At 58.8% G+C, this 22,342-nt stretch carries 20 protein-coding genes; 15 read left to right on the top strand and 5 right to left on the bottom strand.

Annotated features, from left to right (window positions below; all coding sequences use genetic code 11):
• The 3 genes from K1Y02_16195 to K1Y02_16185 form a co-directional block, all read right to left on the bottom strand.
• Positions 1-947, bottom strand: a 947-nt coding sequence (locus K1Y02_16195) for a dihydrodipicolinate synthase family protein (GenBank protein ID MBX7257904.1), incomplete at its 3' end; no start/stop codon positions are given.
• 15 nt (positions 948-962) lie between these two features.
• Positions 963-1,982 carry an epimerase gene (locus tag K1Y02_16190; protein ID MBX7257903.1) on the bottom strand — a complete coding sequence of 340 codons (1,020 nt, stop codon included), beginning with the start codon at positions 1,980-1,982 and terminating at the stop codon, positions 963-965.
• A gap of 5 nt (positions 1,983-1,987) precedes the next feature.
• On the bottom strand, positions 1,988-4,339 hold the full coding sequence (locus K1Y02_16185; GenBank protein MBX7257902.1) for a PAS domain S-box protein: 2,352 nt from the start codon (positions 4,337-4,339) through the stop codon (positions 1,988-1,990).
• A 254-nt stretch (positions 4,340-4,593) separates the two neighbouring features.
• Here K1Y02_16185 and K1Y02_16180 point away from each other — a divergent pair, with 254 nt between their 5' ends.
• From K1Y02_16180 to K1Y02_16160, 5 genes are all read left to right on the top strand, one after another.
• Positions 4,594-5,136: a TetR/AcrR family transcriptional regulator gene (locus tag K1Y02_16180; GenBank protein ID MBX7257901.1), complete on the top strand. Its 543-nt coding sequence runs from the start codon at positions 4,594-4,596 to the stop codon at positions 5,134-5,136.
• 108 nt (positions 5,137-5,244) lie between these two features.
• Positions 5,245-6,834: a thiamine pyrophosphate-binding protein gene (locus tag K1Y02_16175; protein MBX7257900.1), complete on the top strand. Its 1,590-nt coding sequence runs from the start codon at positions 5,245-5,247 to the stop codon at positions 6,832-6,834.
• Positions 6,827-7,351, top strand: a complete 525-nt coding sequence (locus tag K1Y02_16170) for a 2-oxoacid:acceptor oxidoreductase family protein (protein ID MBX7257899.1) — start codon at positions 6,827-6,829, stop codon at positions 7,349-7,351. Before K1Y02_16175 ends, K1Y02_16170 begins: the two co-directional genes overlap by 8 nt.
• 86 nt (positions 7,352-7,437) lie before the next feature.
• The gene (locus K1Y02_16165) at positions 7,438-8,775 is read left to right on the top strand and encodes a phenylacetate--CoA ligase (GenBank protein ID MBX7257898.1); all 1,338 of its coding nucleotides are present in this window, start codon (positions 7,438-7,440) and stop codon (positions 8,773-8,775) included.
• A gap of 12 nt (positions 8,776-8,787) precedes the next feature.
• Entirely contained in the window at positions 8,788-9,225 is a 438-nt protein-coding gene (locus K1Y02_16160; protein ID MBX7257897.1) for an amino acid-binding protein, read from the top strand.
• A 151-nt stretch (positions 9,226-9,376) separates the two neighbouring features.
• On the opposite strand, the gene K1Y02_16155 is transcribed toward K1Y02_16160, so the two are convergent.
• Entirely contained in the window at positions 9,377-9,967 is a 591-nt protein-coding gene (locus K1Y02_16155) for a hypothetical protein (GenBank protein ID MBX7257896.1), read from the bottom strand.
• Between the two features lie 404 nt (positions 9,968-10,371).
• On the opposite strand from K1Y02_16155, the gene K1Y02_16150 reads away from it, so the two are divergent.
• On the top strand, positions 10,372-11,868 hold the full coding sequence (locus K1Y02_16150; GenBank protein ID MBX7257895.1) for a DUF1501 domain-containing protein: 1,497 nt from the start codon (positions 10,372-10,374) through the stop codon (positions 11,866-11,868).
• Between the two features lie 66 nt (positions 11,869-11,934).
• Positions 11,935-12,768 (top strand): serine/threonine-protein phosphatase, encoded by an 834-nt coding sequence (locus K1Y02_16145; protein ID MBX7257894.1) that lies wholly within the window; start codon positions 11,935-11,937, stop codon positions 12,766-12,768.
• A 154-nt stretch (positions 12,769-12,922) separates the two neighbouring features.
• Here the strand turns inward: K1Y02_16145 and K1Y02_16140 are convergent, their stop codons facing one another.
• On the bottom strand, positions 12,923-13,630 hold the full coding sequence (locus K1Y02_16140) for a hypothetical protein (GenBank protein ID MBX7257893.1): 708 nt from the start codon (positions 13,628-13,630) through the stop codon (positions 12,923-12,925).
• 326 nt (positions 13,631-13,956) lie between these two features.
• Here K1Y02_16140 and K1Y02_16135 point away from each other — a divergent pair, with 326 nt between their 5' ends.
• The 8 genes from K1Y02_16135 to leuD all read left to right on the top strand — a co-directional run bounded on the left by K1Y02_16135 (position 13,957) and on the right by leuD (position 22,315).
• Positions 13,957-14,751, top strand: coding sequence for a hypothetical protein (locus K1Y02_16135; GenBank protein MBX7257892.1), 795 nt, complete (start codon positions 13,957-13,959; stop codon positions 14,749-14,751).
• A gap of 242 nt (positions 14,752-14,993) precedes the next feature.
• Positions 14,994-16,487, top strand: a complete 1,494-nt coding sequence (locus tag K1Y02_16130; GenBank protein ID MBX7257891.1) for a hypothetical protein — start codon at positions 14,994-14,996, stop codon at positions 16,485-16,487.
• A 158-nt stretch (positions 16,488-16,645) separates the two neighbouring features.
• Positions 16,646-17,272, top strand: coding sequence for a diguanylate cyclase (locus K1Y02_16125; protein MBX7257890.1), 627 nt, complete (start codon positions 16,646-16,648; stop codon positions 17,270-17,272).
• 75 nt (positions 17,273-17,347) lie between these two features.
• Positions 17,348-18,826, top strand: coding sequence for a hypothetical protein (locus K1Y02_16120; GenBank protein ID MBX7257889.1), 1,479 nt, complete (start codon positions 17,348-17,350; stop codon positions 18,824-18,826).
• Between the two features lie 10 nt (positions 18,827-18,836).
• Positions 18,837-20,243: a 3-isopropylmalate dehydratase large subunit gene (gene leuC, locus K1Y02_16115; protein ID MBX7257888.1), complete on the top strand. Its 1,407-nt coding sequence runs from the start codon at positions 18,837-18,839 to the stop codon at positions 20,241-20,243.
• 42 nt (positions 20,244-20,285) lie between these two features.
• Positions 20,286-21,437 (top strand): DUF5009 domain-containing protein, encoded by a 1,152-nt coding sequence (locus K1Y02_16110; protein MBX7257887.1) that lies wholly within the window; start codon positions 20,286-20,288, stop codon positions 21,435-21,437.
• 24 nt (positions 21,438-21,461) lie between these two features.
• Complete coding sequence (locus K1Y02_16105; GenBank protein ID MBX7257886.1) at positions 21,462-21,716, top strand: hypothetical protein; 255 nt, start codon at positions 21,462-21,464, stop codon at positions 21,714-21,716.
• Between the two features lie 11 nt (positions 21,717-21,727).
• Positions 21,728-22,315: a 3-isopropylmalate dehydratase small subunit gene (leuD, locus tag K1Y02_16100; protein ID MBX7257885.1), complete on the top strand. Its 588-nt coding sequence runs from the start codon at positions 21,728-21,730 to the stop codon at positions 22,313-22,315.
• Positions 22,316-22,342: the final 27 nt, after the last annotated feature.

Genomic DNA, 22,342 nt, shown 5'->3' with positions numbered 1-22,342 from the left:
CGTGGACTCGCCAGCAACCCCTGACGGTACAAGACCTCGTGAATCCCCGCGATACAACCGTGGAATCCGTTCGCCGCATCGAACAGCGCCGCGTTCATGTCCGTAACCTCGTTGGCCCGAACCGCCAACTCCCGCGGCACGCCTCGTCCCTGCTTTCGCGTTTCTTTGCACTCCACCAACAACTCGGCAGCCTTCTTCGTCCAACACGCCCAATGCCCCAACAGGCCGCCCACGAAACCCACGGACACCGTGCGGCCCTTACGCCGAACGGAATAGTCGCATAGAAGGTCCAACACAATGTGATCGTCGTTTCCCGTATACAGAACGATGTCGCGTTCCCGCTCCGCTTCCACCAACGCTCGCACGACGTCAAACGTCTGATAGCGGTTAAACGGCGCCACCTTGATCGCTGCAACATTCTCAATGGCCGCAAACTGCCTCCAAAACGCCAGCGGCAGCACCCGTCCGCCCACGGCGGGTTGAAGATAGAAGCCCATCAACGGCATGACCTCGGCCACCGCCCGGCAATGCGCGATAGTCGCGTCCAGCGTCGCATCCCTTAGCGCCGACAGACTCAACAGCGCCACGTGATACCCCGCCTCGCGCAGCAGTTCCGCCTCACGCACTGCCTGCGCCGTCGCGCCGCACACGCCGCCCACACGAATGATTGTGCGGCGGCGCTTGCGCTCCCATTCGGCAACCGTTTCCGAAGCCAGTTCAATGACCGGACCGAACAACCCATGCCTGGGCTCGCGAATCGCGAACTGCGTCGTGTGCACGGCTACCGCAATTCCGCCCGCGCCCGCGTCGCAGTAATACCGCGTCAACGCGCGCTGGTGACGGTCATCGAATTTCCCGTTCTTGGTCAGCGCCAACGGATGCGCGGGGATCGCCACACCTTCGTTGAGCTGGCTGCGGATTGCTCGCGGTAACATGGGCAGCGTCATGCCTGTTCATCCCCCTCAGAATCGGCCGTCGCGCGTCTCGTAGTGTGTCGGCTTATTCAGCGTTGCACCTCCGCGCAACAGCCAATCGGCCACCCAATCCACCATGGAGTCCACGCCGATCTCCGGCAAGCCAAACAACGTGTGGCACCGGGTCGCATTACTCAGAAGCGCCGTGCGCGCTTCCTCGCCACGAATCTCAGGCGTTTTGCCGAACAACGCGCCAAACCGCTCCGCCAGCGCGCGCACCGAGACTGTCTCCGGCCCCGTCACATTCAACACGAACGGCGGATTCGCGCACCACGCCAGCAGTTCCATTGCCACGGCATTCGCGTAGCCCTGCCACACTACATTTACGTATCCCATCGTCACGTCGATGGGTTCATCGCGCAGAACTTTCTCCGCGACGTCCACGAGAATCCCGTACCGCAACTCCACGGCATAGTTGAGACGATAGTGCGCCGCCCGCAACCCTTTGTGATGCGCCGCGTGATCGAACATGCGCTCACGCCCCAAACAGGTCATCGCATATTCACCGACCGGCGCAGGCGTCGTGTCTTCTGTCGCTCCTTGCAACTCGATGGCCGTCAACGGATACACATTGCCCGACGAAAACACCACCACGTTGGCATCCGCATACCGGTCTGCAATGCGCGCCGGCACAAGCACATTCGCAACCCAGGTGTCCCATTCGGCTCCCGACGATCCGAACTTGCGCCCCACCATATACACGACGTTCTTCGCATTCGGCAGGGCCTCAACAACCTTGGGGTCGGAGATGTCTCCCGCGTGTGTGACAACACCGGCCTTATCGAGTCGTTTTCGGTGTTCAGGATTGGAGAAAGTCGATACCGCGTACACCTTGGAGGGAGTGCCCGCTTCGGCAATCGCGCGCGCGGCCATGCGCGTCAGGGTGGGTCCCATCTTGCCGCCCGCGCCCAACACCAGCACGTCGCCTTCGATTCCCCGCATGGCCTCCACCAGTCGCGCAGGCGGACGACTCAGGAGTTCCTCCAACTGTTCGACGTCGGCTATCATCGCGCCTACGAATCCAGCAGGGTGCGTACGGTCGATATCAGCGCCGCCGTGTGGAAAGGCTTTGCCACGAAACGCACGTTACGTCCGTCCAGCAGCCCTCCGCTGTAGCGTTCCGTGCTGTATCCGCTCGACACGATGCAACGCGCATTGGGATCGTGCGCCAATATCTGCTTCAACGCTTCCGCTCCCCCCATCCCCGGCATCACCATGTCCATGATGATGAGATCAATTTTGTCGCGATGCTGCTCGTATGTCAGCACCCCTTCCTCGCCCGTGCAAGCATCGATTACTGTATATCCGCTCGTTTCCAGGATGTCCCGCACCAACGCGCGGATCAGTTGCTCGTCATCCACGACAAGTACCGTCTCCGAGCCTCCCCGCAACTCATTCTTCCGATCGAATCCGTACTTGGCCGGCGCTGTTGCCGGACCCGACGACGGCAGATAGATCTCAATCCGCGTGCCTTTCATCGGCTCCGAATCCACGAGCAAACCACCGTTGTGCGACTTCACGATTCCATACACAACAGAAAGGCCAAGACCATATCCCTCTCCGGTCTTCTTGGTCGAGAAGAACGGATCGAACATCTTCTGGCGCACCTCATACGACATCCCGCGCCCCGAATCTTCCACCGCAATCCGAACGTAACGGCCTGCCCCGGGCACTTGCACCCGCTGGCTCATGGCCTCGTCCACGTCAATATTCTCCGTCGTAATCCGGATTTCCCCGACCCCCTCGATCGCATCGCGCGAATTGAGGCACAAGTTCATCAATACCTGTCCCATCTGCGTGCGATCCGCCTGGACAGCGTCCAAGTTCTCGTCCAATTCGTCTCGAAGCCGGATGTTCGGGTCCAACGTGTGCGATAACAGGGCCAGTGTCTCCGTGACAATCTCGTTCAGCAGCACCGTCTCGACATGACGCGCGCCCCCGCGCGCAAACGTCAGCAATTGCCGCGTTAAATCCGATGCGCGCAACGCAGACTCTTCGATCGTCTTCAATCGCTGCCGGTGCGGCGAGCCCGATCCAAGTTCTTCCTGAATAAGCGACGCATATCCCAGCACGCCCGCAAGCAGGTTGTTGAAATCGTGCGCCACCCCTCCCGCAAGCCGCCCTACGCTTTCCATCTTCTGCGCTTCGAGCAGCTTGGTCTGCAACTCTTCCCGCTCGGTAATGTCGACCACCACGCCGGCCGCGGCGATAATCTTGCCCTTGTCATCGAATACCGGAGCCAACGCCCCGTTGCAGATCCGCGTTGCCCCGTCCTTACGCCGCAGCAGTATCCGCCGGAACTCTTCGTGCTTTCCCCTGGTGAACACCGAATCGAACAGGGCCTGCGTGAACACGGTGGGATTGTCGAACACAATGCTCAACGTTTCCACGGAGATACGCCCCGCCATCTCTTCATCGTCAAATCCCACGATGTCGCGCGCCCGAGTGTTGTACGTAACCAACTGGCCGTCGCGATCAATAATGAAAAGCCCTACATCCGCGGCCTGCAATGCGCCTGCCAATAGATTGCGCGAAGCCAGAAGCTCGCGTTCCATAACCTTGCGCTCTTCGATGTCGCGAACAATGATGCTGATTCCCGCCGGTTGCCCCTCCACTTTGGGCAATGGCGACAAACTAACTCCCGCCGCGAATCGCGCCCCGTTCTTCCGTTGCGCAACCGTCTCGATTTCGCTCAATGCGCCCCGCTCGCGAACCCAATTCACAATGCTGTCCGAACTGTGGTCCAAACCCTCCACCAGGATTTCCTTGATAGTGAGGTTCTTGGCTTCTTCTTTCGTATAGCCGAGCAGCCTCTCCGCCCCTGTGCTCCAAACGTGCACGCGACCGTCCTCATCAACGGCCAAGACCGCGTCAGCGGATTGATCGACAACCTGCGCCAAATACTGCGCCGACTGGAACAGCTGCCGATACCGCTGCTCCCCGTGCTCCGCGCTTATGGTTGCGGCCGCGAGTTCGTACATCGTTCCAAGCATGGTCGCCATCAGCCCGATATACCCCAGGCTTTCAGCCCCGCGCTCGAGAAGCACCTGCCCTATGCCCCCCACACCGACTACCGGCAAGGCGCGGTAGAACGGCACTTCTTCAAGGAAATCGGCGAGACGCGCCACGAGAAGAAAGAATGTACCCAGCAGAAAGACGGTGGTGACCAGACGAGTCCTGCTCAGGATGCGGACAATGATATTCGCGCCGACCAAGAGCCCCGCGGTGCCGATTAGCTCGCACAAGTCCCCATAGAAATTACTGTTAAGGCCGACCGTGGGAACAAACGACAACCAGAATACGAGCGCCCCGAATGCGAAGAGAACCGTAGCAATTTGGAGATAGCGCCTACGTTTCGTCGCCAACGTTCACAAGCCCCCTTCATTGACTGTACGTAGTATACAGGATGCACCACGGCTTTCGTCGAGTATAAACTACAAACCCGCCGGAATCGCTCTGAGACTACCCGCACTCGGTCTAACGGCAATATCCTCATCTCCGCCAATCAAGGAAGCGTGAAAAGACGCCTTGGATCCTCCAGTACACCATTTCGGCCGTCGTGATGGCCCCATTCACGCGTTGACAAGCGGCCATAAAATACCATACCATACCGAATGGTATGGCAGATGTTAGACCGGAAAAACGCGCGGCGTGGCTCAAAGTGGGGATCGACGTGCTTAGCACGTCGGGGCCGGGTGCGCTAACGCTCGACGAACTGACCGCCCGCATGGGATTGACCAAGGGGTCGTTCTACCACCACTTCAAGGACCGCGAGGGGTTCGTCTCTGCCCTGCTTGAGCATTGGGAACAGCAGATGACGCACCGCTTGATCGAACAAGCGGAGGCTGGGGGCACGACGCGCGACAAGCAACGCCGCCTCACGCACCTTGCCATGACGCTCTATGGCTCGAAACTGGAACTCAACATCCGGGCCTGGGCGCGCAACTCGCCGCTCGTGCGGCGCTCCGTGAAGCGGGTGGACCAGGCGCGCATCGCCTACCTCGCGAACATCGCGCGCGACATTACCGGCGATCCCAAACGCGCCATGCAATTGGCCGAAATCGCTTATGCCGTCTTCGTGGGGGCTCAGCAGGTCGTGCCCCCCGTCGAACGCGAAGATTTGTTGAAACTGTACGGAGAATTGAACCGGCTCTATGTGTAAGTGGGGGAAGCGGAGCGCCGCACCTGAGGCCGCCCTGCTCCTTTGACTCTGTTCGGTCTCATTGGACCCACAGGTCCCTTGAGTCCCATTCGTCCCTTCGGAGGATTTATGCAACCCGATCGAAAACTCCTGAGCGGCAACGAAGCACTCGCGACAGCAGCGCTTCACGCCGGCATCACCATGGGCAGCGGATATCCGGGCACGCCCTCCTCGGAAATCCTTGAGGAATTCAACAAAGGCGGCGGATTCGCCCGCTGGTCGCCCAACGAGAAAGTCGCCCTCGAAGTCGGGATCGGCGTCGCATTCGCGGGCGGGCGCGCCCTCGTCACCATGAAGCACGTCGGTGTGAACGTCGCCGCGGACCCCTATTTCTCCGTCGCCTACACCGGCGTTGACGGCGCGCTTGTCATCGTCTCCGCGGACGACCCCGGCATGTCCTCAAGTCAGAACGAACAGGACAACCGCCGTTTCGCGCTCGCCGCCGGCATGCCGACCATCGAACCCAGCAACTCCCAGGAAACCTACGACTTCTTCCTCGAAGCCGTTCGCCTCTCCGAAGAATGGCACTCGCCCGTCATGTTCCGCATGACCACCCGCGTCTGCCACTCCAAAAGTCTGGTGAAGTTCGCCGATGAATCCTTCGCGCCTCCGAAGCCGGGTTTCACGCGCAACATCCCAGGCCGCGTCATGATCCCCGCCCACGCGCGTCCCGCGCACCGTCGCATGCGCGATCGCCTCGCCAAATTGCAGGCATGGAATGAGACGTCCGCGCTCAACACCGTCCACGAAGGCGACGCCGCGCTTGGCATCATCACCTCGGGCATTTCGTATGTACACGTCCGCGAAGCCGCGCCCGATGCCCGCGTCCTGAAACTGGGCATGACGTACCCGCTGCCCTTCGAACGCATCCGCCAGTTCGCGCAATCGGTGAAGCGCTGCGTCGTCATCGAAGAAGGCGACCCGTATCTCGTCGAGCAACTGCGCATGAACGGCATCGCCGTCGAAGACAAGCCCGAAGCCTTTCGTTTCGGCGAACTCAACGTCAACCGCGTACGCCGTATCCTCGCCAACGACACCAGCCCCGAGACGGTCATCAAAGGCGGCAAGCCGCCCGAGCTCTGCGCCGGTTGCCCACACCGCATGACCTTTCTCACTCTGAACCGGCTGAACTGCATCGTCTCCGGCGACATCGGCTGCTACACGCTCGGCGCGCTGCCACCCTTCGAAGCCATGGACAGCCAACTTTGCATGGGCGCCAGCATCGGCATCGGACTGGGCCTCCGCCACACCCTGCCGCAAAACGAAGCCCGCCGCGTCGTCAGCGTCATCGGCGACAGCACCTTTTTTCACTCCGGGCTGACCGGTATCGCCGAGATGGTCTATAACCCGCCGAAGAACGGGCACATCGTCCTGATTCTCGACAACGGAACCACCGCCATGACCGGCATGCAGGAGCACCCCGGCACCGGCCGTTCTCTCGACCATATGGCGGCCCAGCAGATTCTGCCCGAAGACGTCGTGCGTGCCATGGGCGTCGCCAACGTGAAAACGGTCGGCTATGGCCGCGAACTCGAAGATGCATTGAGTGAAGCAATGGCGCAAGACGCCGTGACGGTCATTGTGATGCGCCAGCCCTGCCGCTTGATGAAAGTGAAAACGCCCGCGCCGAAGTGCGAAGGGGAGAACGACGATGAATAACGGTAAACGCACCGTGACGAACGTGGTATTTGCGGGGCTTGGCGGTCTCGGTGTTCTAAAAGCCAGCGACATCTTCGCCGACTGCGCCGTGTTCGACGGATACGACGTGAAGAAAAGCGAGATTCACGGCATGAGCCAGCGCGGCGGTTCCGTGACCAGCGACGTGCGCTTCGGCGACGAAGTCTGGAGCCCGATGGTACCCTTGGGCGAGGCCGACTTTCTGGTGGCCTTCGACGAAACCCAGGTGGACCACAACCGCCCCGTCCTGCGAGAAGGCGGACTCATCATCACGCCCGAGCGTCTCGTCGGCATCTACGGACCCATGAACGAACTGAACGAACAGACCCTGCCGCTAACCACGCGCAACTTCAACGTCGCGATACTGGGCATGCTGAGCCTGCACGTTCCGTTCGCGCAGGATAACTGGGAAAAGGCAATCCGGGCCAACGTGCCCGAAGGCACCTACGATCAGAACTTGAGTGTGTTTCATTTGGGGCGGCGATTCGGAACAGAGTAGAATGCTGCCTGCAACATAGGTTTGAGATTCGATTTCAAATTTCAAATCTGAGATTTCAAATTCTTCATCTCGGGGGAGCGCAAGCTATGGGGAAGAGTAAATGCGGGGATAGGCAAGGTTTTCATCCGCTTAGCGGGCCCGACTATCTCCCGACCGAACAACTGCAAAGCCTTCAACTGAGCCGGTTGCAGACCATCGTGCGCCGCGCTTACGACCATGTCGCGTTGTTTCGCCAACGCATGGATGAGCGAAAGCTCAAACCCGACGACGTACGCACACTCGCCGACATCGCAAAACTGCCGCTCTACGTGAAGACCGACCTGCGCGACACCTATCCCTTCGGCCTCTTCGCGAGTCCGATGGACGAAGTTGTCCGCCTCCACGCGTCCAGCGGAACCACCGGTAAACCCATTGTCGTGGCCTACACCCGCGAAGACGTCGACGTGTGGTCCAGCGTCATGCTCCGCGCCTTCGCCTCCTACGGCGTGCGCAGCAACGACATCATCCAAAACTCCTACGGCTACGGCCTCTTCACCGGCGGCCTCGGCGCGCACTACGGCGCCGAAGCCCTCGGCGCGACCGTGATCCCGACCTCCGGCGGCAACACCGACCGGCAACTCATGATCCTCCGCGACTTCAATGTCACCGTCATCTGCTGCACGCCCAGCTACTTCCTGCGTCTGATCGAACGCGCCGGCGAAATGGGCATCGACATGCACGACCTCCCCTTGGCGATCGGCGTGTTCGGCGCGGAACCCTGGACCGCCGAAATGCGCAAACGCATCGAAGCGGAATCGGGCATCACCGCCTACGACATCTACGGCCTCTCCGAAATCATCGGCCCCGGCGTCGCCGCCGAATGCCATTGCCAAGACGGACTCCACATCTTCGAAGACCATTTCTACCCGGAGATTCTCGATCCCAAGACCCTTGAACCCGTCCCCGACGGCGAAGAAGGCGAGCTCGTGCTCACGACCTTGAGCAAGCACGCCATGCCGATGATCCGATACCGCACCCGCGACATCACCGCGCTTCTCCCCGAGAAATGCCCGTGCGGCCGCACCATCCGCCGCATGCGACGCATCAGCCGCCGCAGCGACGACATGCTCATCATCCGCGGAATCAACGTGTTCCCGTCGCAGATCGAAGCCGCGCTCCTTGCCGTCGAAGGCACCTTGCCCCACTACCAGATCGTCCTCACCAGCGAAGGCGCCCTCGATCAACTCGAAGTACAAGTGGAAGTGACGCAAGAGTTCTTCAGCGACAAGATCCGCGCCCTGGAAACCTTGCAGGAGCGCCTCGCCCACTCCATCGAACACACCACGGGCCTCCGCGTACGTCTGCGGCTCGTCCAACCCAACACCATCGAACGAAGCGAAGGCAAAGCAAAACGCGTTATCGACAAACGCAACCGGAACCTATAGGAAGGTGACGTCATGAAAATAAAGCAACTCTCCACCTTCATCGAAAACCGGCCCGGCCAACTGCTCAAGCCGGTCAAGGCCCTCGCCGATGCCGGCATCAGCATCCTCACCCTGTCACTCGCCGACACCCGCGAGTTCGGCATCGTGCACCTCATCGTCCACAACTGGCAACGCGGCCGCGAAGTGCTCCAGGCCGAAGGCCTCGTCGTCAACGTCACCGAAGTCGTCGCCGTCGAAGTCGACGACAAACCCGGCGGACTCTCCGACATGCTCGCCATCATCGAACGAGGTGGCGTCAACATCGAATACATGTATGCCTTCACCTTCGGCTGCGACCGCAGGGCCGTGCTCGTCTTCCGCTTCGAAAACCCCGACCAGGCCATCGAAGTCCTCCGAGCCGGCGGTGTAAACGTCATGGACACCGTCACCCTGACCGAACGCAGCACCTGACAGATCGCAAATCAGGGACTGACACAAGCGAAGCGAACGCAGTGAGCGAAGACGGGTCTGTCCCTGATTTGCGTCTGCGTCCCGTCCATCAAAACAAACCGGGGCGATGCGTCAACCAACGCATCGCCCCGAATGCTAAGTGCAACCGTCTTTACATTTCCGACTGCCTACCCTCGATCGCCGAGATAAGAATCCCCGCCGCCAACCCCATGCGCCGGTCCAGCAGCCCCGCCGTGTCCATCGAAAAATTCAAGTCCATTCGCAACACGAACGGATTGAAATGCCGCTTGAAATGCAACACGGCCTGCCCGCCGATAGAACCGGAAAATTGCTGCGGAATCAGATTCGTCAAGAACCGGCGCAACAACGCCATCATCATGCTGTCTTCCTGAACCAGACCAATCTCGCGATCGTTGTCATCCATGATGATCCACTCATCTTTGAGGATCGACTTCAATCCCTTCCGTCGAAACGTGCCCACCTTCCGCTGCGTCTGCGAATCGTACACGTCATACGTCGACCATAAATCGATCATCTTCCGCGCCTTGATCGTGAGCACTTCCGTCGTCATGTCCTCGCCCGTATACAGGCGAATGTCCTCCTTCAACTTAAACGCCTTCAACTTCGAATAGAAAAGGACGGTACCACGAAAATCATAGATATGAAAGGCCTCGCCAAAGATCTTGAAGATCTTCTTGCGAATCATGTACTGCTGCTGATTGAGCCGATCCTCGATCGTCATCGTATCCCTCCTTCTCTAGCGTTGCGAACCCCCGAAAAGTATACACCGGCACCCCCGCACCTCCACCACATCACGCTATCTGGCTTTTCCCGTCCTATAACCACCACCGCCGGTCACATCGAAACCCCGCTAAACATTGAGAATCGGCCTGCGGTCCATATGCCGCCGCCCTCGGCTGCAACCCTCTTCCGCGCCAACGGCGTACGACATTCTAGCCTGGGGCAGAGTCCTCCGAAGCCCCGAGACGTAGTCGAGGGGCGAAGGAGGGCCACATACCATTGCCCACCGCCTTTCCTACCCCTTGCTACAAGCCCCGTCTTCGGGTAGCATGGATCGCAGCAAGATTGTCCGTGGTGAACCGCCGTACCGGCGCTTCAGACCATCGCATCGTAAGGGACCCGCGTATGCACCCGTTTCACGAGCGTATTTTGCAGTCTCGAAGAGAATTCCTCACTACCACCGCGAGCGGAATCGGCGGATTGGCATTGCTGTCGCTCCTGACACAAGAAGGTGTTGTGTCCGCTGCGCCGAAGGATCTCACCGCAATCACCAACCCACTTGCGCCAAAAACGCCGCACTTCGCGCCGAAGGCCAAGAGTTGCATCTTCATCTATCTGGAAGGCGCTCCCAGCCAACTCGATCTCTTCGATCCCAAGCCGAAACTCCGCGAACTCAACGGCCAGAAGCTGCCCGATTCGATGACGGAGAACGTGCGGTTCGCGTTCATTCAGAAGGAATCGGCGGTGCTGTTGGGAAGCCCCCGCGAATTCAAACCGTGCGGACAGTGCGGCATGGAACTCTCCGACTACCTGCCACACATCGGCACGTGCGCCGATGACATTTGCCTCATTCGCTCCATGCACACCGACGCCTTCAACCATCACCCCGGCCAACTCATGATGAACACCGGCGTGATGACCTTCGGCAGGCCCAGCATTGGCGCGTGGCTGAACTACGGACTCGGTAGCGAGTCGCAGGACTTACCCGGCTACGTCGTGCTGACTGCGGGACGCGGCACGAGCGGCGGCGCATCGAACTGGTCCAGCGGGTTCCTGCCGTCGACGTATCAGGGCGTGCTGTTCCGCGACACGGGTGAACCGGTTTTGAACCTCAACAACCCGCCTGGGATTAGCGCGGAAATCCAGCGGCGCGATCTCGATTCCATACGCGCTTTGAACCAGCAACGCTACGACTACACCTCCGATCCGGAGATTGCGGCGCGTATCGCGTCGTACGAATTGGCGTTCCGTATGCAGTCCGCAGCCCCGGAACTGATCGACCTGTCCACCGAGAGCCCCGAGACGCTCGAAGCCTACGGCGTGAACCGCGACGAAGGCGACATGCGCAACCGCGACGGCGGCGGCAAGGGCGAATTTGCGGCATTCGCGCGCAACTGCCTGCTCGCGCGGCGGCTGGTTGAACGCGGCGTGCGCTACGTCAACCTGTACCACGCGTCATGGGACGACCACAACAAGCTCAACGAAGGACTTAAGTTCAACTGCACGATGGCCGACCAGCCGGTCGCGGCATTGATCAAAGACCTGAAGCAACGCGGCCTGCTCGATTCGACGCTCGTCGTGTGGGGTTCCGAATTCGGGCGCACCCCGTTGGCGGAAAATCGGCCCGGCTTCGGCCAGGAGACGAACACGGGTCGCGATCATCATCCCTTCGCGTACAGCATTTGGGCGGCGGGCGGCGGCATCAAAGGCGGACAAGTCATCGGCAAGACCGACGAAATCGGCTGGAACATCGTCGAAGACCCCATTCACATAAACGACTTCCACGCGACTCTGCTGAAACTGTTCGGATTCGATCACGAGCGGCTAACCTACCGCTTCCAAGGCCGCGACTTCCGCCTGACAGACGTGGCCGGCAAGGTCGTCGACAAGATGCTCGCGTAACATTCGGCTGCGTTACGAAATACTGTGGTGCCTCTCGGCGTTCTCCATTCACAGGAAGACATGATCATGGCAGAACGCGAACTCATCTGCAGCGAAGTGTGGGGCGGAAACGGCTCCATAGTCACCGAGCTTCAAGTGCCCGGCATGCACGGCGTGCTGTTTTCCGCAGCCTGCGGCGGACCCAAGGGCGGCGACGTCTACTATTCCTCCGCGTGCGCGGCGGGTGTGCTGGCCCGCGTCTGCCTGGCCGACGTTGCCGGGCACGGCGAAGCAGTCTCCCAACTCAGCACGTGGCTTCACGAATCCATGCGCAAGACCATGCTACGGATCGATCCAAGCCGTGTTTTTTCCATGCTTAACACTCAGGTCGCCGGTTTTGGAGAAACGACCTTGGCAACTGCGGCCTGCCTCAGCTTCGACGCAATGAGCGGGAACTTGCGCTACTGCTACGCGGGACATCCCCCAGTCCTCGTGAAGCGCGCCAACAAACCCAAGTGGGAACCGCTATCGATTGAATCCAAACGCGACGCTTCGGTTCGCAACGTCCCCCTGGGCGTTGTAGACCATGCCAAGTTCGACGTGGCCGTCGAACAGCTCAACCCCGGCGACAGGCTGTTTCTCTACTCCGACGGCGTCACGGAAGCCCCCGATGCGCAAGGCGCGCAATTTGGCGCCGATGGTCTGCTTGCTTTCCTGAATGAGAACAGTGCGCGCAACCTTACCGGCATCGTGGAGGCCCTGGGCGAAAGACTGAAGTCATACTCCGGTGTTGACTCGTTTCGGCACGACGACGTGTCGTTCTTTCTGTTTGAAGTTCTGCCCAGGCCCAGCCACACGAAGGCCTATTACTTGTTCACGAATCAGCTTCGCCGTCTGCGCAAAAAGCTGCAACCTGCGTGATCGTACCGCGAGTGTAGCGAATTGTAATTGGGGCAACATTTCGGAAGACCCAAGGAAGAGTCAAAAGCGGCGGAAAACAGGGACTGACACAAGCGCAGACGTGTCTGTCCCTGCTTTCCGCCAGAATAAGATGCCATCAGTATGAGTCGCTTCACTATTTGGCCGACTCGCTTAAGACTTCCTTCAGCGCCGCCTCAACCTTCTCCGTGACCATCGAGTATCCCTGCTCGTTCAAGTGAAGCTTGTCGTCACGCAATAGATCGGCACGCGGCTCGCCCTTCTCGTCAAGCATCGCCGAGAAGATATCCACAAAATGCAGGTTCGGGTCTGACTTGCAGTACTCCGCCAAGAGTTTGTTCGCCTCACGCATTGTGTCGAGGAACTGTCTGCGCGCGATACTCGGCTTGATCGATACAAGCACAATCGGCGTATTGGGGAGCTTTTCACGTACTCTGCTCACGAAGTGCTTGAAGTCCCCAAGAACCTGTTCGGCGGTGTTCTTGTTCGCGATGTCATTGTCGCCCGAATAGAACACAATCAACTTGGGCTTGTAGGGAAATACGATCCGGTCCACGTAATAGGCGGCATCAGCGATTTCGGAACCGCCAAAACCCCGGTTGATAGCCACACGGTTGGGAAACCACTTCTTTACATCCCACCCGACTATCGTCGAACTCCCGACAAACAGAATCGGGTCTTGAGGCGGAGGAGTCTGCTTGTCCGCATCCTCGAACGCCCGAATATTTTTCTCCCACCGCTTGGGATCGCGCCCCTCGGCAATGCACAGGTCCACTGCCAGCGCCACTATCAGAAGAGCGCCGACAAGTCGTATGGGGTAATTACCGGAAACCCGTGAACACATTCGTCTTCCCCTCTCGAGGCGCTTACCCGCGCCAACTTGAATCGCGATTATACCGAGCATGTATCCAATGCGGTACATATGAACTTACATCATCGCAGTGAACGCAGCGAACAAAAACATGACTGTGCCCTTCCGTCTTACTGTGCGTGAAGACGCTGAACATGCCGCCCAACAATTCGTGCTTGTCATATGCGGTGCATCGCGCGATCGACGCTGCTGATCGAGTTGACCGTCAGTGCCTCGCGCCAGAGCCCATACGTTCCACGACGATTCCTTAATCAGGTATACTTTTCCAGGTGTCACAATTTTCAGGAAGGGGGCATACAATGAGGAGTGGAGTCCGGGTGGCGGCGGCCTGGGTGGTTATCACCGGCGTGGCAACGATCCTTACCGGTCGCGCCATCTTCAATCTTCCCCAACCCACCCCCTACGAAACCAACAATGACGCCAACATGACCAGCGCCATGGCCTGGTTCGAACTCGCCGATAACCCCGCGGAAATCATCGACGTCCTCGGCCCTCCCGACGACAAAGGACTCGAACGCCGCTCCATGCTCGACGACATCGACCACATGGACTACGCGTTTCTCATTTGCTACAGCCTCTACAACGCCGCACTCATTGTCTTTGTCCGTCATCTGAGCACGTACCGCTTCAACGACCTCCTCAAACTGACCACATTCCTTGTCCTTGGTCTTCTGCTTGCTCTGGGAATGGCCGTCGGCGACTGGATCGAAAACGGGCACCTCCTCGAATTCACCAAAGCAAAAACTATCGGCGACATCTCTATCGATGCCTTCAACGACCTCTGGTATTGGACCCGCGTCAAGTGGGGTTCCATTGCCGGTGTCTGCCTGATGCTCAGCATCGCCTACGTCGCCTACTTCCGCCGCATCCCGACACTCCTGCTATCCGTCCTCTACGCGGTTGCTGGGATTTCCATCTTTCTCGCCATCTCCATCCCCGATGCCCGCTGGCTCATCCAGGGATATGGGATGAATTCTCTCATTGCGGCCTGGCTGCTTTCGCTCCTTCACGCGACTTCCGTCCTGCTTTTCGGCGTTCGTCCGCCTCTGGGTCCCCTCCCAATGGTGCCGCCGGAGTCGATTTCCACTGAATAGGCGCACCAAATCGTCCTATTTGTGCTAGACTGGCTCTGCTGCACAGGATAGTACTCACCTCGTCCCCACCATAGGGGGATAGATACGCGCCGGGGATGGCGCGAAATCACATCATCACTCACTGCGTATGCGGACTGCGCGCGCATCCTGCCGTGCACGCGAGTTGGCAGCGGCGCGCGTCTACGCATGCCACGCTAGAAGGCTCAAGCAACATCCGCCAAGCGAGGCGACAGGGGGTAATCATGCGTAGGATGCTATTCTGGTCAGCGGCTGTATTTGTGGCAACAATCATAATCGCAGGCTGCCCGTCCATCACCGGGTCGCTCTTCGTGAGGCCAGCCACCCTTGACTTCAGTTCCGTCTTCACGGAAAGGACGCTCGCCATATTTCAGACTCCTGATCTCTCGGAGTCCTGGTCCGTCTTGCGCGTCCCTCCGTGGATCGTATGCTCCCCAAGTGCAGGTGATGGCACGGGATATCTCAACGTCAATCTCAAACGCGAACTAATGCCAACTTACCCGGAAAACGGCAACTGGACCATCGGCGTCATGTCGGGCTCTCAGTATTCCAGCGTTCAAATAAAAGCCGTCAACTGCCCCAGCCAAGAATGGAAATATGCCCTGGAAGACTCACAATACAACCTCGAAAGTACCGGCATCGCCAGAACCGATGACTGCGGTTTTGTCGTCTGCGGCCAAGTCCGCAACTGGTCCGACAAGAATGGCGGCACGCTTGCCTTTATCCAAGGCTTTCTCAGAAAGCTCGATCTGCTCGGACAACCCGAATGGGACCAAACCTTCGAAGGCGACGGCCAAGCCCGCTTCCAGGAGGTCATCCCCACTGCCGACGGCGGTTACCTCGCTGTGGGCTATACCGGACTGTCCATAGCAACGAAATTCATCAATCCAATCGACGTGTTCGTGGTAAAAACGGATGCCCAGGGCGTAGCGGAGTGGACCCGTAATTACTCGGTTCAGGATCAGGGCCTAGCCTACGCGGTTGCCGCTGATTACGACGGGTACATCATCACCGGCCGCTGCTATGACGTCGCGGGCGGAAACCGCTTCAACGTGTTTCTCCTCCGCATAGACAGCGAGGGCAACCAGGACTGGCTCGAGACGTATTCGCATGGCTCAGACTTCTACGGTTACGCCGTCGTTCCTACGCTCGAAGGAGGATATGTAGTAGGCGGCGACCTCTATCCTGCCGTGCGCGCGTCCGTCCCCCACGGAGTGCTTATGAAAGTCGACAACGACGGAGATGAAGTGTGGCTTCACGAATTTGGAGACACCCTGGAAACGCATTGCCTCGCTGCCTGCGCCGCACCCGACGGCGGTTTCATTGCCGCCGGATACGATCTCACCCCCGGCCAGTACAACATGTGGGCAGGCAAAGTGAATTGGCACGGCAGCGAAGTCTGGTACCACGACTTTCCAAGAGCCGGTCTCCAATACGGCTACGCCATTGACAACGCCGTGGACGGCGGCTACTACATCGGCGGAACCACCATCGCGTCGCCAAGCATCGTAACTCAGCAAAGGGCCGCCGTTCTCAAAATCGACGAAGAGGGGTCGGCGCTCCGTTTCATGACCTCAGAAGGCACTTCCCCCGCGAGTAACACCTCCGGTGCCGCCTTAGTGGCAACCGGCGACGGCGGCTACGCAATCGCAGGCCGCACTTACGAGACAAATAAATCGCTGTATGTATACAAGAATCCCGTTGATGTCGAGCCGTAAATAACGCACTACCAACTAGATACATGAATATGCCGCTTTCGGTCAATTCAAGTCGAAACGTGTATTTTGTCTTGCATACATATATTGACATATGTACGCATAAATCTGTACAATAAATATACCAACAGAACGGACACCCCGAGTCAGAACGAGGTCCCGTGGAACCAAGCACACGATACGATTCGTTTCTGCACGCGTTCGACGAAGTCGCGGCGCAGAGTTCCGCCGAAGGCGGCTCAATTGCCCTGCTGCTTTTCGATGTGGACTGGTGCGGCCGCGTGAACAGGGACCACGGACACGCGGCGGGCGACGCTTCGATTACCGCATTGGGTGCGCGCTTGGAGGTCACGCTCGACAACGCCGCGTGCATCGTGCGCTGCGGCGGCGATGCGTACGTCGCGTTGTTGCCGGGCGTGGAGAAGGAGGAGGCATTCCTCCAGGCGGAGCGTGTTCGCGCCGTAATCGAGAAAGAACCGATTGCCTTGACCGGCGGAGACACAGTAGCATGGTCGGTCTCGGTGAGCGCGGGCGTCGCGGTTTATCCCGACGACGGGGGCAAGGCCGGGGACGTGTTTCGCAAAGCAAGCGAGGCGCTCTATCGCGCAAAAATCGGTGGCCGCAACCGAGTGTGCCTATCGCGCGAAGAGCGCATGGTGACGAAAACCAGCTACTACACGCAGGGCCAGTTGGCGGGGTTGTCGCGGTTGGCCAAGCGCGAGGGCTTGAATGAAGCGGTCTTGCTTCGCGAGGCACTAGACGATTTGCTGCGAAAGTACAACGCGTAGCACGTAGGTGATTGACGATTGAGTAGGCGCTTAAACAGGTACTAACAGCGTTTGGAAGGGTAAGGAATACGCGGTATGGGACTGAAGCGAATTGCGAACGTAGCGATGGCCATTCTATTGACGGTGGCGATGGCAGTGCCCGGAATCGGGTGCGTGACCTCCAAGAAAGTCGCGCACACGGCCACGTTCGGTTTGGTCGGCGATAAAGAAAACATCGAGAAGGCGAAGGAAGAAAAGCAGGCGCGCAAGCAGGCCGAACGCGATCGCGAGGAACAGAAGAAGGCCGAAAAAAAGCAGCGCAAGCAAGCGCGTAAGGAAGCCGAGCAACAGAAGAAGGCGGATAAGAAGGCGCGCAAAGAAGCCAAGAATGACGAGCCCGCCGAACCGAAGGAAAAGCGCGGCTTCTGGAACAAGGCGACGCTGGGTCTTGTAGGAAGCGACGGCAAATCAAGTGATGAGAACGAAGTAGCCGCCGCGCCCGAGAAGCCTTCGAAGAAGGAAGCGAAGCAGGCACGCAAGCAGGAAAAGCGTGAAGCGGAGCAGGCAAAGAAGGCCGAGAAAAGAGAGCGTAAGGAAGCGCGCAAGCAAGAAGAGCGCGACAAAGAAGCTGCCGAGAAGCAGGCCAAACAAGAGCGAAAAGAAGCCAAGAGCAGCGAAGAGAAGGAAAAGCGCGGCTTCTGGAACAAAGCTACTTTAGGTCTTGTAGGCGGCGGCGAAAAGGCCGAAGAAGAGAAGGAAGCCTCGGCCGCGCCGGAACAATCGGAAAAGACCACGAAGAAAGAAGAAAAGAAAGCCCGCAAAGAGGCGCGTAAGCAAGAAGAACGCGACAAGGAAGCCGCCAAGAAGCAGGCTAAACAAGAGCGAAAAGAAGCCAAGGCCCAAGAAAAGTCCGAGAAGGAACAGCAAGAATCGGAGAAGGAAAAGCGCGGTTTTTGGAGCAAGGCCACGTTTGGACTCGTCGGTGGAGGCAAGGAAGAGGAAGCCAAGAGCGACGAGCCTTCGGCGCAGACAGAACAGGCCGCTGCATCAACTGAAGGCGGCGTGAAAGAAGCGGATTCCGTCGATGTCGCGAAGGCGGACCAGCAAGCTCCGGCAGTTGATCCTCCGACGCCGATCCGTGGCGAACACAAGGGTCTCGCGAAGATTTCGTTCAAGACCGCCACAACCAAAGAGGGCGAGACCCGCTCGGGCCTGGCCAAGTTGGTGGTGTCGCGTCGCACCTATTCCGAAAACGGTTATGGCATTTGCGACCTGGGCGACGTGCGCATCGCGGTAAAGGGCATGACCTTCCCCGGCGAACAGCGCGCGGGCGGCGTGGTTATTCAATCAGATGAACGCGGCGTGGCGGCGGGCAAGAGCGGCCGCGGCAACGAAGCGTTTGCATTTCAATACGAGAAGGGCGTCACCAATTGCGTGTTCGGTACCGTCCAGTTCTCCATCACCAAAGGCGTGCTCACCATCGACGGACACGACGTCAGTATGGTTACGGGCCGCAAACTGGTGGTCCTGGACGAAAACGGCAAGGTCGACGCGGTCTACAACATCGGCAAGTAAGGGCAGTCTCATGGCGAAGAACATCTACGAGAAGATCTGGGATGCGCATGTAGTTCACGAGGAACCCGGCCAAGCGGCCATCCTTTATATCAACCGTCACTACGTGCACGAAGTCACGTCGCCGCAGGCGTTCGAAGGGTTGCGCCTCGCAAATCGCAAAGTGCGCCGGCCCGATCTCACGTTCGCGACGATGGACCACAACATCCCCACGACGGATCGCTCCAAACCGATCCGCGACGAGATGTCGCGCCTGCAAATCGAAGCGCTCAAGAAAAACTGCGAAGAGTTCGGTGTTGCGTGCTTCGACATGAAAGACCGCCGCAACGGCATCGTGCATGTCATTGGACCCGAACTGGGCTTGACGCAACCCGGTTTCACTATCGTCTGCGGCGATTCCCACACGTCGACGCATGGTGCATTCGGCGCGCTGGCGTTTGGCATCGGCACGAGCGAAGTCGAACACGTCCTTGCCACGCAAACGCTGCTGCAGAAAAAGTCGAAGACCATGGAAGTGCGCGTCAACGGCACACTGCCGCATGGCATCACCGCGAAAGACGTCATCCTGGCGATCATTGGGAAGATCGGCACCGCGGGCGGCACCGGTTACGTTATCGAATACACCGGCGACGTTATCCGTAACCTGTCCATGGAAGGCCGCATGACTGTCTGCAACATGACCATCGAAGGCGGCGCGCGCGCCGGCCTCATTTCGCCCGATGAGACCACTTTCGCGTACTTGAAGGGCCGCGAGTACCTGAAGGACAAGGACTACAACGCGTTGGTCGAAAGCTGGAAGCGGTATGCTTCCGATCCCGGCTGCTCCTACGACACCCTTGTCGAGTTGCATGCGAAGGACATCGAGCCGCAGGTCACCTGGGGCACCTCGCCCGGCATGGTGACGGGCGTCCAAGGCGCCACGCCCGTGTTGAGCAAAATCAGCGACGCCAACACGCGCCTTGCCGCCGAAAAAGCGCTGCAATACATGGGCCTCGATGAAGGCGCGCCCATTACGTCCATTTCTATCAACAAGATGTTCCTGGGCTCATGCACAAACGGCCGCATTGAAGATCTGCGCGCCGCTGCAAAGGTCGTGAAAGGATACGCCGTAAACAAGTCCATCGAGCAGGCGATTGTTGTGCCCGGCTCCTACGAAGTGAAGATGCTGGCCGAGAAGGAAGGACTCGACAAGATCTTCAAAGACGCCGGTTTCGAATGGCGCGAAGCGGGATGTTCGATGTGTCTTGCGATGAATGACGACCGCCTCAATGAGGGTGACCGGTGCGCATCGACCTCGAACCGCAACTTCGAAGGACGCCAAGGTAAAGGTGGGCGCACGCATCTCGTCAGCCCGGCGATGGCTGTCGCGGCCGCAATCAAAGGCCATTTTGTCGACATTCGCGAATGGCAATACAACTGACGTAAGCAGCCACGCGAACGCCTTCGCGTGGAAGAGGTGAGAATGACTACAGACAGTACCGAAACGGTTGCGGCACAAGTCGATCGCATGGTGTCCGTGGACGCCCTGCGCGGATTCGACATGTTCTGGATCATTGGCGCAGAGGGCTTGGTCGAAGGTCTGAACAAGATCAGCGGCGACAATGTCATTCTGAAGTTCCTGGCAACGCAATTACGCCATGTCGCGTGGGAAGGATTTCATTTCGAAGACCTGATCTTTCCTCTCTTCGTATTCCTCGTTGGCGTCTCGATCGTGTTCTCCATGGGTCGCATTGTTGAGCGGGAGGGCAAAGTCAACGCGCACAAACGAATCGTTCGCCGCGGCATCAAGCTGTATTTGCTGAACCTCTTCTACTACGGAGGCTTCGCACGATACTACGACCCCGGTATCCGGTTTGTGGGTGTGCTTCAACGTTTGGCCCTGAGCTATGTCGTTGGCGCGATCCTCTACTGTAACCTGCGCCTGCGCGGGCTTATCATCACGTTCTTTGTGATTCTAATCGGCTACTGGGCCGCGCTTACGTTCATCCACGTCCAAGTGCCGGGTCACGCCGTCGATCCGAGCACGCCGTACGCGGCATTCGCGCCCGGCAACAATCTCACGAACTACATCGACTATCGTTTCCTGCCCGGTCGCCGCTGGGATGGCGACTGGGATCCTGAAGGCATGCTCAGCGCGATTCCCGCAGTCGCCTCCTGCCTGCTTGGAATCTTCGCGGGCATGCTGCTCAAGTCCAAAGAGATTACCCCGCATCGCAAAGTTGCCTACCTTCTCGGAAGCGGCGCGGTCATGGTGCTCCTCGGATACCTCTGGGGCTTCCAGTTCCCAATCATTAAGAAACTGTGGACGTCGTCGTTTGTGCTCATGGCCGGCGGATACAGCGCCATCCTGCTGGGCCTGTTTTATTACGTCGTCGACGTGCTCGGCTACAAGAAGTGGGCAACGCCCTTCATCTGGATCGGCAGCAACGCCCTCACCGTCTACATGGCGTGCAACCTCATCGATTTCGATGACATCGCCAGCCGGCTTGTGGGCGGTCCTATCCAAGCCCGTCTTGGCGCGTACGGCGATTTGCTCTTGGCGGTCGTCGCGCTGTCGCTTGCCGTCGGCCTTACGCGGTGGCTCTACAACCGCCGCATCTTCATTAAGGTGTAAGAAGTTGAAAGGCGGGTATGTAACATGACGCCCGGATCGGAAAACCGAAAGCCGTTGCGCGCATCGGGTATGTCCCGCGCGTTCTTCGCCGTATTGTTCTTGGTGCTCAGCGTAAGCATGGGCGCCACCTACTGGCAGAACGGCAGCGGGGTGCTTTTGATCTTCTCGGTGGTGTGCATGATCGCGGCGATAGTAAACGTCCTCGTATATTTCGCGATGCGCTCGATAGTGAAAGAAGAAGCGAGTCAGTCTCGCGCCAGCGAAGACAAGACCGAATAGGAGAATTAGTCGTGGAACCATTTGTGAAGCTAACCGGAATCGTCGCGCCCCTGGAGGCGTTGAACGTGGATACCGATCAGATCATCCCCAAGCAGTTCCTGAAACGCATTGGGCGCACGGGATTCGACGACGCACTCTTCTTCGATTGGCGCTTCACGGACGACGGCAAGCTTAATCCCGATTTCGAGATGAACGCCCCGCGTTACAGGGGCGCGAGCATCCTGCTGACGAAAGACAACTTCGGATGCGGATCGTCGCGCGAACACGCGCCCTGGGCGCTTAACGACTACGGCATCCGGTGCATCCTTGCGCCTTCGTACGCCGACATCTTCTTCAACAACTGTTTCAACAACGGCATGCTGCCCATTGTCCTCAAGGGCGATGTCATCGAGCAGTTGTTCAAGGAAGTGCGCGCGACGCAAGGCTATTCGCTTACCGTCGATCTGACGGCCCAGCACATCGTCAAGCCAGACGGCTCGACCATTCCGTTTGAAGTGGACGCCTTCAAAAAGGAATGCCTGCTCAACGGTTGGGACACCATCGGCCTGACACTGCGCCACGAAGACAAGATTGCCGCGTACGAACGCGCGCACGCGTGAAATCCCGCGGGGCAGGCACAACAGGAA

The sequence above is a fragment of the Candidatus Hydrogenedentota bacterium genome (assembly GCA_019695095.1).
GTDB lineage: Bacteria > Hydrogenedentota > Hydrogenedentia > Hydrogenedentales > SLHB01 > JAIBAQ01.
This window is presented reverse-complemented; position numbering and strand designations above follow the sequence as displayed.